General features: G+C 59.4%; 13 protein-coding genes and 5 tRNA genes. All 18 read left to right on the top strand.

The window, feature by feature from the left end; all coding sequences use genetic code 11:
* Positions 1-93: 93 nt before the first annotated feature.
* The 18 genes from DSOUD_RS14050 to rpsG all read left to right on the top strand — a co-directional run bounded on the left by DSOUD_RS14050 (position 94) and on the right by rpsG (position 15,773).
* A complete protein-coding gene (locus DSOUD_RS14050) occupies positions 94-813 on the top strand; it encodes a response regulator (protein WP_053551599.1) in 720 nt (239 codons plus the stop codon).
* Between the two features lie 180 nt (positions 814-993).
* Positions 994-1,069, top strand: a tRNA-Thr gene (locus DSOUD_RS14045).
* A gap of 48 nt (positions 1,070-1,117) precedes the next feature.
* A tRNA-Tyr gene (locus DSOUD_RS14040) sits at positions 1,118-1,202 on the top strand.
* A gap of 121 nt (positions 1,203-1,323) precedes the next feature.
* Positions 1,324-1,400, top strand: a tRNA-Gly gene (locus DSOUD_RS14035).
* Between the two features lie 40 nt (positions 1,401-1,440).
* Positions 1,441-1,516, top strand: a tRNA-Thr gene (locus tag DSOUD_RS14030).
* A gap of 120 nt (positions 1,517-1,636) precedes the next feature.
* A complete protein-coding gene (gene tuf, locus DSOUD_RS14025) occupies positions 1,637-2,836 on the top strand; it encodes an elongation factor Tu (RefSeq protein ID WP_053551598.1) in 1,200 nt (399 codons plus the stop codon).
* Positions 2,837-2,894: 58 nt separating this feature from the next.
* The gene (rpmG, locus tag DSOUD_RS14020) at positions 2,895-3,044 is read left to right on the top strand and encodes a 50S ribosomal protein L33 (protein ID WP_053551597.1); all 150 of its coding nucleotides are present in this window, start codon (positions 2,895-2,897) and stop codon (positions 3,042-3,044) included.
* Positions 3,045-3,096: 52 nt separating this feature from the next.
* Positions 3,097-3,173: transfer RNA gene (locus DSOUD_RS14015), tRNA-Trp, on the top strand.
* 34 nt (positions 3,174-3,207) lie between these two features.
* Positions 3,208-3,393: a preprotein translocase subunit SecE gene (secE, locus tag DSOUD_RS14010; RefSeq protein WP_053551596.1), complete on the top strand. Its 186-nt coding sequence runs from the start codon at positions 3,208-3,210 to the stop codon at positions 3,391-3,393.
* Positions 3,394-3,413: 20 nt separating this feature from the next.
* Positions 3,414-3,947 carry a transcription termination/antitermination protein NusG gene (gene nusG, locus DSOUD_RS14005; protein WP_053551595.1) on the top strand — a complete coding sequence of 178 codons (534 nt, stop codon included), beginning with the start codon at positions 3,414-3,416 and terminating at the stop codon, positions 3,945-3,947.
* Positions 3,948-4,041: 94 nt separating this feature from the next.
* A complete protein-coding gene (gene rplK / locus DSOUD_RS14000) occupies positions 4,042-4,464 on the top strand; it encodes a 50S ribosomal protein L11 (protein ID WP_053551594.1) in 423 nt (140 codons plus the stop codon).
* A gap of 26 nt (positions 4,465-4,490) precedes the next feature.
* Positions 4,491-5,192, top strand: coding sequence for a 50S ribosomal protein L1 (gene rplA, locus DSOUD_RS13995; protein WP_053551593.1), 702 nt, complete (start codon positions 4,491-4,493; stop codon positions 5,190-5,192).
* A gap of 203 nt (positions 5,193-5,395) precedes the next feature.
* Positions 5,396-5,914, top strand: a complete 519-nt coding sequence (gene rplJ, locus DSOUD_RS13990; protein WP_053551592.1) for a 50S ribosomal protein L10 — start codon at positions 5,396-5,398, stop codon at positions 5,912-5,914.
* Between the two features lie 54 nt (positions 5,915-5,968).
* A complete protein-coding gene (gene rplL / locus DSOUD_RS13985; protein WP_053551591.1) occupies positions 5,969-6,346 on the top strand; it encodes a 50S ribosomal protein L7/L12 in 378 nt (125 codons plus the stop codon).
* 84 nt (positions 6,347-6,430) lie between these two features.
* Entirely contained in the window at positions 6,431-10,537 is a 4,107-nt protein-coding gene (gene rpoB / locus DSOUD_RS13980) for a DNA-directed RNA polymerase subunit beta (RefSeq protein WP_053551590.1), read from the top strand.
* 36 nt (positions 10,538-10,573) lie between these two features.
* Complete coding sequence (rpoC, locus tag DSOUD_RS13975; RefSeq protein ID WP_053551589.1) at positions 10,574-14,758, top strand: DNA-directed RNA polymerase subunit beta'; 4,185 nt, start codon at positions 10,574-10,576, stop codon at positions 14,756-14,758.
* Positions 14,759-14,908: 150 nt separating this feature from the next.
* Positions 14,909-15,280 (top strand): 30S ribosomal protein S12, encoded by a 372-nt coding sequence (gene rpsL / locus DSOUD_RS13970; protein WP_053551588.1) that lies wholly within the window; start codon positions 14,909-14,911, stop codon positions 15,278-15,280.
* A 22-nt stretch (positions 15,281-15,302) separates the two neighbouring features.
* Positions 15,303-15,773 (top strand): 30S ribosomal protein S7, encoded by a 471-nt coding sequence (gene rpsG, locus DSOUD_RS13965; RefSeq protein ID WP_053551587.1) that lies wholly within the window; start codon positions 15,303-15,305, stop codon positions 15,771-15,773.
* Positions 15,774-15,791: the final 18 nt, after the last annotated feature.

Genomic DNA, 15,791 nt, shown 5'->3' with positions numbered 1-15,791 from the left:
GAGCCTGTCGGGCGATAGGGACCGAAGGGGAGCGGGGATGGCCCTCTCCCCGGAGAGGCGGCGCCAGGGCGTGTCAAGGGTGAGGAGATCGCAGTGAGTCGCAAAAAGATTCTGCTCACCGATGACGTCGAATTGCTGCGCGGGCTGGAAAGGACTTTTTTCCGCCGGCGGAACTTTCACCTGCTGGTGGCGCAGAACGGCCTGCAGGCGCTGGAGATGGCCCGGGCCGACGTTCCCGATCTGGTCTTTGTCGATCTCGCCATGGAGGATCTCCCCGGCGACGCCTGTTGCCGCCTTCTCAAGAGCGACCCCCTTCTGGCTTCCATACCCGTCGTCATCGTCGCTCCGGACGGGAGCGGGGAGACGTACGCCCGCTGTTATCGCGCCGGGTGCGACGAGGTCATCCGGCGCCCCATCGACCGGCAGCATCTGGTGGCCGTGACGCTGCGCATTCTCGACGTGACCTCCCGGGCGACATCCCGCGCCAGGGCCTCCCTCCGGGTCTTCTGCGGCCGCAATCAGGACGAACTCTCGGCCGGCACGACGCTGACCCTGGGGACAGGCGGCGCCCTGATTGTCGCCGTCCCCCTCCTCCCCGTGAACAGCGACGTCTTTCTCCAGTTCGTTCTCCCCGGGACGGGGCGCCTGATTGCCTGTCGCGGCCGCGTCGTCTGGGTGAGTCGGCGGATGCCGGGGATCCAGGCCGTCGTTCCCCAGGACGAGATGGGCGTGGAATTTCTCGGCCTGACGCCGGACGATAAAGAAGAAATCCGCGCCTATCTCGAAAGGGAAGGATTCGATTCCTGCTCCTGAGGCGCCGGGCCGGCCGACGTCCCTGTCTCCTTTGGGGCTGGAGAGAAATTCAAAAAAAATCAAAGGATGTTGACAAGCCCCGGCAAATGAAATATAAGTTCTGCCTCGTCAGGCGATTGTGTGCCGGGGTGAAAAAAACCTTGCAATCGAAATGCTGCTGGTGTATATATCCCCTCCTGCGCTGGCGTAGCTCAATTGGTAGAGCAGCTGACTTGTAATCAGCAGGTTGCGGGTTCAATTCCTGTCGCCAGCTCCAAAGAGCAAAGAGGGCGTCCAGCCCGTTTGAAAATTGAAAGCATCCCCTGGAGGGGTTCCCGAGCGGCCAAAGGGAACAGACTGTAAATCTGTCGTCGTAGACTTCGGAGGTTCGAATCCTCCCCCCTCCACCACTAAGAACTTGCCGGATGAAGTTACGGGTGGCGATTTCCAGGAGGCATCAGCCGTATGAACTGGGACGTTGTCCGAAGCCGATTCCAAAACGCTTCGCATAAATAGGGTTTCCATCTGTTGGCGGGAATAGCTCAGTTGGCTAGAGCGTCAGCCTTCCAAGCTGAGGGTCGCGGGTTCGAGTCCCGTTTCCCGCTCCAGAGGGAACCAAGCATTCTTCGCAGACTGTCAGCGTGATCGGCCCACATAGCTCAGTAGGTAGAGCACTTCCTTGGTAAGGAAGAGGTCATCGGTTCGAATCCGATTGTGGGCTCCATGCGCTGGCATGCGGGGATTTTTCTGTTTTAGTAATGTTTGTCGGCCCTGGCCAGCGACTGTCAGCCGGCCGTCCTACTTTAGGCGAGAATATTCCTGAGAACAAAGGGAGGTTGAAACAATGGCCAAAGCAAAATTCGAAAGAACCAAGCCCCATGTCAATATCGGGACCATCGGTCACGTCGACCATGGGAAGACCACGCTGACCGCTGCCATCACCAACGTGCTGGCATCCCGCGGCGGCGCCGTGTACAAGGCCTTCGATCAGATCGACAACGCTCCCGAAGAGCGCGAGCGCGGCATCACCATCGCCACCGCCCACGTCGAGTATGAGACGGCCAACCGGCACTATGCCCATGTCGACTGCCCGGGTCACGCCGACTACGTCAAGAACATGATCACCGGTGCCGCTCAGATGGACGGTGCGATCCTGGTCTGTTCCGCCGCCGACGGTCCGATGCCCCAGACCCGCGAGCACATCCTTCTCGCCCGTCAGGTCGGCGTCCCCTCCATGGTCGTCTTTTTGAACAAGGCCGACATGGTGGACGACGAGGAGCTCATGGAGCTGGTCGAGCTCGAGATCCGCGAGCTTCTCTCCGCCTATGACTTTCCCGGCGACGACACGCCCATCATCCCCGGCAGCGCTCTCAAGGCCCTCGAGTGCGGCTGCGGCAAGGAAGATTGCGCCGCCTGCAAGCCGGTCCTCGACCTGATGGACGCCTGCGACAGCTTCATTCCGGTCCCCGAGCGGGCCGTCGACCGCCCCTTCCTGATGCCGGTCGAGGACGTCTTCTCGATCTCCGGTCGCGGCACCGTCGCCACCGGTCGTATCGAGCGCGGCATCGTCAAGATCCAGGAAGAGATCGAAATCGTCGGCATGAAGGCGACCACCAAGACCGTGGTCACCGGCGTCGAGATGTTCCGCAAGCTTCTCGATCAGGGTCAGGCCGGTGACAACGTCGGCGTACTGCTGCGCGGCGTCAAGCGCGAGGACATCGAGCGCGGCCAGGTTCTGGCCAAGCCCGGCAGCATCACCCCGCATACCAAGTTCAAGGCCGAGGCCTACATCCTGACCAAGGAAGAAGGGGGGCGCCACACGCCGTTCTTCAAGGGGTATCGTCCCCAGTTCTACTTCCGGACCACCGACGTGACCGGCATCGTCGAGCTCCCCGAGGGGACCGAGATGGTTATGCCTGGTGACAACATCGCCATGGTCGTCAATTTGATCACCCCGATCGCCATGGACAAGGAACTGCGCTTCGCCATCCGCGAAGGCGGCCGGACCGTCGGTGCCGGCGTCGTCAGCGAGATTATCGAGTAAAAACCATCAATCAGCCACCCTCTCCGGTTCCCCGGGGAGGGTGTTGAAGGAAAACGACATGCGCGACATCGTTACCCTGTCTTGCACTGAATGTAAACAGCGCAACTACACCACGACCAAGAACAAGAAAACGACGCCTGACAAGCTGGAATTCAATAAATATTGCCGGTTCTGTCAGAAACACACCCCTCACCGGGAAACCAAGTAGTCGCCCGAGGGAACAGGTGAAGAGCCGCAGAGCGCTGTGGCTTTTTGTATGCAGGCCAGTAGCTCTAATGGCTAGAGCACCGGTCTCCAAAACCGGGTGTTGGGGGTTCGAGTCCCTCCTGGCCTGCCACTTTAATGCCACATCTCCGCGAGGGTCTTGAATAGTGCTAGGAAAAACGACGCAGTTTCTCAGCAATGTCAAAGTTGAGTTAGAGAAGGTGACCTGGCCCACCAGGAAGGACACTTACGCTTCGACGCTGGTGGTCATTGCCCTGGTCCTGGCTGTTGCCGTCTTTCTGTGGGGGGTCGATTCGGTTCTTTCGGCTGTGATCCGGACTCTCTTGCGCTGATGGAATCAGGGAAGGCAGCTATGGCAATGAAGTGGTACGGAGTCCATACGTATTCTGGCTTCGAAAACAAGGTCAAGCTCAATCTCGAGGAGCGGATCCGCCAGCTGGGGGCCGAAGAGTCCTTCGGCGAAGTGCTGATCCCTTCCGAGACTGTGGTTGAACTCAAGAACGGGGAGCGGAAGACCTCCACCCGCAAGTTTTTCCCCGGCTACATCCTTGTGCGGATGGAACTGAACAACGAGACCTGGCATATCGTCAAGGACACCCCCAAGGTGACCGGATTTGTCGGTGGCGGCTCGTCTCCTCCGGCCATTCCCGACGAGGAGGTGGCCAAGATCACCACCCGCATGGAAGAAGGGGTCGAACGACCGAAGCCGAAGGTGGCCTTCGAGGTCGGCGAAACGGTCAGGGTTGTCGACGGTCCTTTCCTCAACTTCACGGGCGTCGTCGAAGACGTCAAGCCGGACAAGGCCAAACTCAAAGTCATGGTCAGTATTTTCGGCCGGGTGACCCCGGTGGAACTTGAATTTATACAGGTAGAGAAAACCAGCTGAGGCTGGACGTTCAATGTTCTGTGTTTGATGTTCAAGGATTTCTTGAACCTTGGACATTGGACTTGAATCTTGAACCAATATGAAGGAGTAGCTCATGGCCAAGAAGGTTGTTGGATTGATAAAGCTACAGATTCCTGCCGGCAAAGCGAACCCTTCGCCTCCGGTTGGTCCCGCGCTCGGTCAGCACGGGGTCAATATCATGGAATTCTGCAAGGCGTACAACGCCAAGACCCAGGGTGATGAAGGTCTCATCATCCCTGTCGTCATTACCGTTTATGCTGACCGCTCGTTTACGTTCATTACCAAAACGCCCCCCGCCGCGGTGTTGCTGCTCAAAGCCGCCAAGATTCCCAAGGGGTCCGGGGTTCCCAACAAGAACAAGGTCGGGAAGGTGACCAAGGATCAGGTCCTGGAAATCGCCAAACTCAAGATGCCTGATCTCAACGCTTTCGATGTCGAGGCGGCGGTGCGCACCATCGAGGGTACGGCGCGCAGCATGGGTCTTGAAATCGTCTAATTTTTGGCAGAATCTGGAGTGATCACATGCCTACAGCAAAAAACCTTAAAATAGCCAAGGGGAAGGTCGACCGGACCCGGGTGTACTCTCTCGAAGAGGCCATCGCTCTGGTCAAGGACGCCTCCTTCGTCAAGTTTGATGAAACCGTTGATCTCACGGTCCGCCTCGGAGTCGATCCGCGGAAAGCCGACCAGATGGTCCGTGGCGCCGTGGTCCTTCCCAACGGGCTCGGCAAGAAGGTGCGGGTTCTGGTCTTCGCCAAGGGCGAAAAGGCCCAGGAAGCGACCGACGCCGGCGCCGACTTCGTCGGTGCCGATGATCTGGTGGCCAAGATCCAGGGGGGCTGGTTCGAGTTCGATACCGCCATCGCCACCCCGGACATGATGGGTACTGTCGGCAAGATCGGCAAGATCCTCGGCCCCCGCGGTCTGATGCCCAACCCCAAGGTCGGCACGGTGACCTTCGATATCAGCCGCGCCGTCACCGAATCCAAGTCCGGCAAGATCGAATACCGCGTCGAAAAGGCCGGCATCGTTCATGCGCCGGTCGGCAAGGTCTCCTTCGATGGCGACAAACTTCACGGCAACGTTCTGGCCCTGATGGATGCCCTGATCAAGGCCAAGCCGTCGACCGCCAAGGGGATCTACCTGAAGAAAATCTGTATCTCAAGCACCATGGGACCGGGGGTCAATATTGACGTTCCCTCGGTACAGGCGCAGGTCAAGTAACCTGCCTGTACCCTTTTTGGGTGCAGGATTTTTGCTACGCTCCTGGTCAAAGACAGCAGGTACGCCCCCGACGGGGTGTCTAATGGCGATGCCGCCTGCCGAGGCTGAAATTGGGGCGACGGTTTGTCCGTCTCTCTCCATGACCTCTGACTGGGGCTCGGGACATTTAGGGTCCCCACATCACAACGAAAGGAGGAGAGACGTTGAACAGAGACAGTAAACAGCAAGTTGTTCAGGACCTGAGCGTCAAGTTGGCCAAGGCCAAGGCGGCGTTTCTGGCGGATTACCGTGGACTGACGGTCGACCAGGTCAATAAACTGCGCACAGAGCTGCGCAATGTCGGCGTGGAGTATCAGGTCGTCAAAAACACCCTGCTGCGCCTTGCTGCCAAGGACACCAGTCTGGAGTGCCTTGACAGTTACCTGCAAGGGCCGACGGCGATCGCCATTGCAACCGAAGATCCGGTCGCTCCGGCCAAGATCATGGCCGAGTTCGCCAAGACTCATGCAAAATTCGAGTTGAAGATCGGTGCCCTTGACGGCAAGGTTCTCAGCATCGAGGACATCAAGGCCCTGGCCGAACTGCCGAGCCGTGAAGTTCTGCTCGCCAAGCTGCTCGGATCGCTCAACGCTCCGGCCAGCAACATGGTCGGGGTTCTGGCTGCCGTCCCGAGATCGCTGGTCCAGGTTCTTGCCGCGATCCAAGACAAAAAAGCCGCCTGATCCATCTCGCCCCATTCGACCCCACATACGAACCGATACGGAGGAATATATCTCATGGCTGACATCACCAAAGCGCAGGTTGTTGAATTCATCGAAAAAATGACCGTTCTCGAACTGGCCGGTCTGGTCAAGGAACTCGAAGAGAAATTCGGCGTTTCCGCTTCCGCCCCCGTGGCCGTCGCTGCCGGCCCGGCTGCTGCCGCCGCCGTCGTCGAGGAAAAGGATGAGTTCGACGTCATTCTCGCCAACTGCGGCGAAAAGAAAATCAACGTCATCAAGGTCGTTCGTGCCGTGACCGGTCTCGGCCTCAAGGAAGCCAAAGATCTCGTCGACGGCGCTCCCCAGACCGTCAAAGAGGGCGTTTCCAAAGCCGATGCCGAAGAGCTCAAGAAGCAGCTCGAAGAAGCCGGCGCGAAAGTGGAGCTCAAGTAGTTCCTGTCCGAAACGTTTAGCCCTTAGCCAAGGTCGCCTTGTGCGGCCTTGGCTATTCTACTTTCGTTACCTAAAGGAGAAACCATGGCTTATTCGGTTGCGAATAACCAGCTTCTGAGGAAACATTTTGCCGAGATCAAGAGGATCATCGACATACCCAACCTCATTGATATCCAGAAAAACTCCTACAAGCGTTTCCTCCAGGCGGAGCTTCCTCCTTCGGCGCGGCAGAACATCGGCCTTGAAGCCGTTTTTCGTTCCGTGTTTCCGATCCGTGATTTCAGCGAAACCTGTTCACTAGAATATGTCTCCTACTCCCTCGGTACGCCCAAGTACGATGTGGACGAGTGCCACCAGCGGGGAATGACCTTTGCCGCTCCCGTCAAGGTCCGGGTCCGCCTGGTCTCCTGGGACGTCGACAAGGAGTCGGGGGTCCAATCAATCCGCGACATCAAGGAGCAGGAGGTCTACTTCGGTGAGATCCCGCTCATGACTGAAAACGGGACTTTCATCATTAATGGGACTGAAAGAGTCATCGTCAGCCAGCTGCACCGGTCTCCCGGTGTCTTCCTCGACCACGACAAGGGAAAGACCCACTCGAGCGGCAAGATTCTCTATAACGCCCGGGTGATCCCCTATCGCGGTTCCTGGCTCGACTTCGACTTTGATCATAAAGACATCCTCTACGTGCGTATCGACCGCCGCCGCAAGCTGCCGGCGACCGTGCTTCTCAAGGCCCTCGGATACTCCGCAGAGGAACTTCTCAACTATTATTACGACGCCGACCAGATTTTCATCGACGGCGCCGGCTACAAAAAACGTCTCAACGTCGACCTTCTCCCCGGGCAGAAGGCCAGCTTCGATGTCGTGGCCGAAGACGGCGAAGTCCTAGTCAAGGCCAACCGCAAGTTCACCAAGGCGGCGATCCGCAAGCTCTCCGAAAAGGGAATCGAGTTCATCCGCATTCTTGAAGAGGACGTGCTCGGCAAGATCGCTTCCACCGACATCATCGACACGGCGACCGGTGAGGTCCTCGTCGAATGCAACGACGAGATCACCGCCTCCAAGCTCGAGGAGCTGCGGTCCCGGGGGATCAACGAGTTCAAGGTTCTCTTCATCGACCACCTCTATGTCGGACCCTATCTGCGGGACACCCTGGTTCTCGACCGGATCGCCACTCCCGAAGACGCGATGATCGAGATCTACCGCCGTCTGCGCCCCGGCGATCCTCCGACCGTACGCAGCGCCACGGCCCTTTTCGAGAGCCTCTTCTTCAATCCGGAGCGCTACGACCTCTCGGCCGTCGGACGTCTCAAGCTCAACTACAAGCTGGGGCTGGAAACGCCCCTCGAGCACACCACCCTCACCAAGGAAGACATCCTTCAGGTGGTGCGCTACCTCATCGACCTGCGCAACGGCAAGGGGGCGATCGACGATATCGACCACCTCGGCAACCGGCGGATCCGTGCTGTCGGCGAGCTGCTGGAAAACCAGTACCGCGTCGGCCTGGTGCGGATGGAGCGGGCGATCAAGGAGCGGATGAGTCTGCAGGAGATCGACAGTCTCATGCCTCACGACCTGATCAACTCCAAGCCGGTTTCGGCGGTGGTCAAGGAGTTCTTCGGCTCCTCGCAGCTCTCCCAGTTCATGGACCAGACCAACCCGCTGTCGGAAATTACCCACAAGAGGCGCCTTTCGGCCCTCGGACCAGGGGGTCTGACCCGCGAGCGGGCCGGCTTTGAGGTCCGGGACGTGCATCCGACCCATTACGGCCGCGTCTGTCCCATCGAGACCCCCGAGGGTCCGAATATCGGTCTGATCGCTTCCCTTTCAACCTATGCCCGGATCAACGAGCACGGCTTCGTCGAGACTCCTTACCGGATGGTCAAGGATCTGACGGTCACCAGCGACATTCGCTACTTCTCCGCCCTGGAAGAAGAAGGGCACGCCATCGCCCAGGCCAACGCCCCTCTCAACGAAAACGGGACGTTCGTCAATGAACTGGTCAATGCGCGGAAGAACGGCGAGTTCATGCTGATGAACCGCGAAGAGATCGAGTTGATGGACGTTTCGCCCATGCAGCTCGTTTCCGTCGCCGCCTCGCTGATCCCGTTTCTCGAAAATGACGACGCCAACCGGGCCCTGATGGGGTCCAATATGCAGCGTCAGGCCGTCCCCCTGCTGCGGGCCGATGCGCCGCTGGTCGGTACGGGGATGGAGCGGATCGTGGCTCACGATTCCGGTGCCGCGGTGGTGGCCCGTCACAACGGTGTGGTCGAGGGTGTTGATGCGGCCCGCATCGTCGTCAAGATCGACGAGGGTGAAGTGGATGAGACCGGAACCGGGGTGGACATCTACACCCTGACCAAGTTCATCCGTTCCAACCAGAACACCTGTCTCAACCAGAAGCCGATCGTCAAAATCGGCGACAAGGTCAAGCGCGGCGAAATCATCGCCGACGGCCCTTCGACCCAGTGGGGCGAACTGGCCCTCGGGCAGAACGTCCTGGTCGCCTTCATGCCCTGGGAAGGGTACAACTTCGAAGACTCGATCCTGATTTCCGAGAAGCTGATCAAGGAGGACCGCTATACCTCGATCCACATCGAGGAGTTCGAGTGCGTCGCCCGGGACACCAAGCTCGGCAAGGAAGAGATCACCGACGATATCCCCAACCTCGGCGAGGATGCTCTGGCCGACCTCGACGAGAGCGGCATCATCCGCATCGGCGCCGAGGTGCAACCGGGCGATATCATGGTCGGCAAGATCACCCCCAAGGGGGAGACCCAGCTCTCTCCCGAAGAGAAGCTGCTGCGGGCCATTTTCGGCGAGAAGGCCGGGGATGTCCGCGATACCTCCCTGCGCGTCCCTCCGGGGGTCGAAGGGGTGGTCATCGGCGCCCGCGTCTTTTCCCGCAAGGGGTCCGACAAGGACAGCCGCACGGAGCTGATTGAGAAGGCTGAAATCGACAAGCTTCTCAAGGACCAGAACGACGAAATCCGCATCATTCGCGACTCGGCCAAGGGGAAACTCCAGGGGCTCCTCCTGAACCAGACCGCCGCGGTCTCCATCCTCGACGAGGCGGGGCAGACCCTGCTGGCCAAGGGGAAGAAGATCACGGCCGAACTGCTGGCCAAGGTCCCCTTCCAGCGCTGGAAGGAGATTTCGCTGGCCGCGGCCGACGAGATCGAAGAGAAGGTTGCCACCCTCTTTGCCCGCCTCGGCGATCGCGAGGAGCTGATTCGCGGCGTCTTCGCCGATAAGATCGAAAAGCTCAAGCGCGGCGACGACCTCCCTCCGGGGGTCATCAAGATGGTCAAGGTCTACGTCGCCATCAAGCGCAAACTCTCCGTCGGCGACAAGATGGCCGGTCGCCACGGAAACAAAGGGGTCCTCTCCCGGGTTCTTCCCGAAGAGGATATGCCCTACATGGCCGACGGCACCCCGGTGGAGATCGTTCTCAATCCCCTCGGCGTTCCTTCGCGTATGAACGTCGGCCAGATTCTCGAAACCCACCTCGGCCTTGGTGCCCGCGGCCTCGGGATGCAGATCCAGGAGTACCTTGACAAGAATTACGGCACGGATAAGCTCAAGGCCAAGGTCAAGGAGATCTACGGCAACAAGGAGCTCGACGTCTTCATCGACGGACTGTCCGAGGAGGACACTCTGGCCATGGCCAAGCGCCTCTCCAACGGCGTGCCGATGGCGTCCCCGGTCTTTGAGGGGGTCAGCGAAGCCCAGATGAAGGCGGAGATGGAGCGTGGAGGCTTCTCCAGCACCGGCCAGATGACTTTGTACAACGGCAAGACCGGTGACGCCTTCAAGGAGAAGGTCACCGTCGGAATCATGTACATGCTCAAGCTCCATCACCTGGTCGACGACAAGATCCACGCCCGCAGCATCGGTCCTTACAGCCTCGTCACCCAGCAGCCGCTGGGAGGGAAGGCGCAGTTCGGCGGTCAGCGTCTCGGCGAGATGGAGGTCTGGGCCCTCGAAGCCTATGGGGCCGCTCATGCCCTCCAGGAATTCCTCACGGTCAAGTCCGACGACGTCGCCGGGCGGACCAGGATGTACGAGGCGATCGTTAAAGGGAAGCAGACGCTGGAGGCCGGGCTCCCCGAGTCCTTCAACGTGTTGATCAAAGAACTGCAGTCCCTGTGTCTCGACGTCGAACTCCTCGAAGAAGAAGAATAAGAAGAATAAACCACCATCCCATAAGGAGGATGTGCTTTGGACGATATCTTCAGTCTTTTTGATCGACCGAAGGATCCCCTCAATTTCAACGCGATCCGGCTTTCGCTGGCCTCGCCTGAGAAGATCCGCGAACGTTCCTTCGGTGAAGTCAAAAAACCGGAAACGATCAATTACCGTACCTTTAAGCCCGAGCGGGACGGCCTGTTCTGCGCCAAAATCTTCGGTCCGACCAAGGACTACGAGTGCAACTGCGGCAAGTACAAGCGCATGAAGCACCGCGGCATCGTCTGCGAGAAGTGCGGCGTCGAGGTTATTCCCAGCAAGGTCCGCCGCGAGCGCCTCGGGCATATCGACCTGGCGACCCCCGTCGCCCATATCTGGTTCCTCAAGTCGTTGCCGTCGCGAATCTCGACGATGGTCGACATGACCCTCAAGGAACTGGAGAAGGTCCTCTATTTCGAGGCCTATGTGATTCTCGATGGTGGGGACACGACCCTGGTCAAGGGGCAGGTCATCAGTGAGGACAAGTACCGGGAGTTGATGGACGAATTCGCCGGGCAGTTCACTGCCGGCATGGGTGCCGAGGCGATCCGGGAGTTTCTCGCCGAACTCGATCTCGACACCCTCTCGGAGGAGTTGCGCGCCGAGATGAAGGAAGCCGCCAGCGAGGCCAAACGCAAGAAGGTCTCCAAACGCCTCAAGGTCGTCGAGGCGTTCCGCAAGAGCGGCAACCGCCCCGAGTGGATGATTCTCGAGACCATCCCGGTCCTGCCTCCGGAGTTGCGCCCCCTCGTCCCCCTGGACGGTGGCCGGTTTGCGACCTCCGACCTCAACGACCTTTACCGCCGGGTGATCAACCGCAATAACCGCCTCAAGCGCCTGATGGAGCTCCGGGCTCCCGAGGTGATCATCCGCAACGAGAAGCGGATGCTTCAGGAGGCGGTGGATGCCCTGTTCGACAACGGCCGGCGCGGCCGGGCCATCACCGGGCCCAACAAGCGCCCCCTGAAGTCCCTTTCCGACATGCTGAAAGGGAAGGGCGGACGCTTCCGCCAGAACCTTCTCGGCAAGCGCGTCGACTATTCCGGCCGCAGCGTCATCGTCGTCGGTCCCGAGCTCAAACTGCACCAGTGCGGTCTTCCCAAGAAGATGGCCCTCGAGCTCTTCAAACCTTTTATCTACAACAAGCTCGAAGAACGCGGTTTCTGCACCACCATCAAAAGCGCCAAAAAGATGGTGGAGAAGGAGAAGCCGGAGGTCTGGGACGTTCTCGACGAGGTCATCAAGGAGCACCCGGTGATGCTCAACCGTGCTCCGACCCTGCATCGCCTTGGCATTCAGGCCTTCGAGCCGGTTCTTATCGAAGGCAAGGCGATCCAGCTCCACCCTCTGGTCTGTACCGCCTTCAACGCCGACTTCGACGGCGACCAGATGGCCGTGCATCTCCCTCTCTCCATCGAGAGTCAGATCGAGGCCCGGGTTCTGATGATGTCGACAAACAACATCCTCTCCCCGGCCAGCGGCAAGCCGATCATCGTTCCGTCCCAGGACATGGTCCTCGGCATTTATTATATGACCCGCGACCGCGCTTTCGTCCTCGGCTCGGGGATGACTTTCTCCTCCCGCGATGAGCTGCGCATGGCTTATGACGCCGGGGAGGCCGATCTGCAGGCGAAGGTCAGGGTGCGGATGGTCACTTCCGAAGGGGGGAAGGCCGAACTGGTGGAAACGACCGTCGGCCGCGTCCTGCTGCGGGACGTGGTCCCCGAATCGATCCCCTTCAGCTACATCAACCGCGTCATGTCGAAGAAGCAGGTCGCCGATCTGATCGACGCCAGCTTCCGTCTGGCGGGGACCAAGGAAACGGTCATCCTCGCCGACAAGCTCAAGGAGACGGGCTTCCGTTTCTCGACCCTGGCCGGCATCTCCATCTGCCTCGACGACATGGTCATTCCGAAAAACAAGGAAACCTACATCAACAAAGCTGTCGGTGAGGTTACGGAAATCCAGGCGCAGTACACCGAAGGTCTGATCACTGACGGCGAGCGCTACAACAAGGTCATCGACATCTGGGCCAAGTGCACCGAGGATATCGCCCAGACCATGCTGAGCAACCTGTCGGTGGATGTCCTCACCGATCCCGTCACCGGCGAGCAGGTCAAGGTCTCCTCCTTCAACGCCATTCACATGATGGCCGATTCGGGAGCCCGCGGCAGCGCCCAGCAGATCCGTCAGCTGGCCGGTATGCGCGGACTGATGGCCAAGCCGTCGGGGGAGATCATCGAAACCCCCATCACCGCCAACTTCCGCGAGGGTCTCACCGTCCTCCAGTACTTCATCTCGACTCACGGTGCCCGCAAGGGTCTGGCCGATACGGCTCTGAAGACGGCAAACTCCGGTTATCTGACCCGCCGCCTGGTCGACGTCGCCCAGGACGCCATTATCACCGAGCACGACTGCGGCACTCTCGACGGCATCCTCGTTTCTTCCCTGACGGAAGGTGGGGAGGTCATCGAGCCCCTCGGCGACCGTATCCTCGGGCGTACCTCCCTGGAGGACGTGCTCGACCCGGTGACCGGCGAGGTTCTCGCCGAAACCAACCAGGAGATCGACGAGACGCTGATGATGCGTATCGAGGAAGCCGGCATCGAGAAGCTCAGGATCCGCTCGGTGCTGACCTGCCAGAGCCGTCGGGGTATCTGTGCCACCTGCTACGGCCGCGATCTGGCCCGCGGGCACATGGTCAACCTCGGCGAGGCGGTCGGCGTCATTGCCGCTCAGTCCATCGGCGAGCCGGGGACCCAGCTGACGATGCGGACCTTCCATATCGGCGGTACCGCCTCCCGCCGGGCCGAGCAGACCTCCCTCGAGGCGCGTTTTGACGGTCTTCTCAAGTACATCAACCTCAACACCGTCGTCGACAACCAGGGGAACCACGTCGTCATGAACCGCAACGGCGAGATCGCCGTTGTCGACGAGACCGGTCGGGAGCGCGAGCGCTATGGTGTCGTTTACGGCGCCCGGTTGCGCATCGCCCCTGACGGAGTTGTCCAGACAGGGAATCTCCTCGCCGAGTGGGACCCCTATACCATGCCGATCCTCACCGAGATTGCCGGGCGAGTCCGCTTCGGCGATATCATCGAAGGTCTCTCCATGGAGGAGCAGGTCGACGAAGTCACCGGCCTGTCGCGCAAGGTTATCATCGAGTCGAAGCTGGGCGACAAGCGTCCGCGTATCACCCTCAAGGACGAGGAGGGGAAGACCGCCAAGCTCCCCAACGGCGCTCCTGCCCGCTACATGCTCCCCGTGGGGGCCAATATCGTCGTCAATGAAGACACGGTGATCGGCGCCGGAGATATTCTGGCCAAGATCCCCCGCGAGACGACCAAGACCAAGGACATCACCGGAGGTCTCCCCCGGGTTGCCGAACTCTTCGAGGCGCGCAAACCGAAGGAATTTGCCATTATTTCCGAAATCGACGGTGTGGTTTCCTACGGCAAGGACTCCAAGGGGAAACGCAAGGTCATTGTCACCCCGGAAATCGGCGAAGCCAAGGAATACCTCATTCCCAAAGGGAAGCATATCAGCGTCCACGAGGGCGATTATGTCAAGGCCGGCGAGGCGCTGATGGACGGCTCTTCCAACCCCCACGACATTTTGCGGGTTCTCGGCGAGAAGGAATTGGCCAAATATCTTGTCGACGAAGTCCAGGAGGTCTACCGCCTGCAGGGGGTCAAGATCAACGACAAGCACATCGAGACCATCGTCCGGCAAATGCTGCGCCGGGTGCGGATCAAGGAGGTCGGGGATACCCGCTTTCTCCCCGATGACCAGGTGGAGCGCTGGGAGTTCGAAGTCGAAAACCAGCGGGTTCTTGGCGAAGGACTCCAACCGGCGGTGGGAGAGCCGCTCATGCTCGGCATCACCAAGGCCTCCCTTTCCACCGAGTCCTTTATTTCCGCTGCTTCCTTTCAGGAAACCACCAAGGTCCTCACCCAGGCGGCGATCGAAGGAAAGGTCGATTACCTGCGCGGCCTCAAGGAAAACGTCATCATGGGCCGTCTGATCCCCGCCGGAACAGGGATCTCCAAGTATCGCAGTGCCAAGCTGCTGATCGAGGAGCCCGAGGAGCTTCCCGAGCCGCCGATGATCGCTGATGATTTCGACGACGAGGAAATTCCGGCCGAGCTCCCCGTTGCCGAGGAAAACGTAGAAGATTGAAGGGCTTGAGCCGCCTCGTTTAAAAATGACGAGGCGGCTCAAAAAGCCCTTGACAATACCTGGTCGGATTGATAATGTTAGCGGGTTTTTCCAGCCAGAAAAGCCAGTTGCTCTTTCAACTATTCGAATAAGTGATATCGGGAGATTTAGATGCCGACAATTAATCAGTTGGTCCGTAAGGGACGCGAAAACAAGGAGAAGAAGTCCACAGCTCCTGCTCTGAAGGGGAACCCCCAGAAGCGCGGAGTGTGTACTCGTGTGTATACCACGACCCCGAAGAAGCCGAACTCGGCTCTTCGTAAAGTGGCCCGCGTGCGTCTTACCAATGGGATCGTCGTCACCTCGTATATTCCCGGGGTCGGGCATAATCTTCAGGAGCACTCCGTGGTTCTGATCCGTGGTGGTCGCGTCAAGGACCTTCCGGGCGTCCGCTACCACATCGTCCGTGGCACCCTCGACCTTGCTGGTGTCAAGGGACGGATGAAGAGTCGCTCCAAGTATGGGGCCAAGCGGCCTAAATAACAAAAGAAGTCGAGAGGACGTCATGCCGAGAAGAAGAGAAGTTGCTAAGCGGGTAATTTTCCCCGACCCCAAATACAACGATCGCCTGGTGGCCAAATTCATGAATGCCGTGATGGTGGACGGCAAGAAGAGTACCGCCGAGCAGATCGTCTATGGTGCCTTTGATCTGATTATTTCACGGACCAGCGAGCAGCCCCTGGATATCTTCAAGAAGGCCTTTGATAATATCCGTCCCCTGCTTGAGGTCAAATCCCGTCGTGTCGGCGGTTCCACCTATCAGGTCCCCGTGGAGGTTCGTTCGGACCGGCGCAATGCGCTGGCGATTCGCTGGATCATCACCTACGCTCGCGGTCGTGGCGAAAAGACCATGCAGGAGCGCCTGGCTGGTGAATTCCTTGATGCGGCCAACAATCGTGGTGCGGCCGTGAAGAAGAAGGAAGATGTCCACCGGATGGCCGAGGCCAACAAGGCCTTTGCTCACTACCGCTGGTAACCGACGAGTTTGATCCTC

Origin of the sequence: Desulfuromonas soudanensis (assembly GCF_001278055.1) — a bacterium.
GTDB classification, from domain to species: domain Bacteria; phylum Desulfobacterota; class Desulfuromonadia; order Desulfuromonadales; family WTL; genus Deferrimonas; species Deferrimonas soudanensis.
The sequence above is the reverse complement of the archived record's forward strand: the minus strand, read 5'-3'. Positions and strand labels throughout refer to the sequence as shown.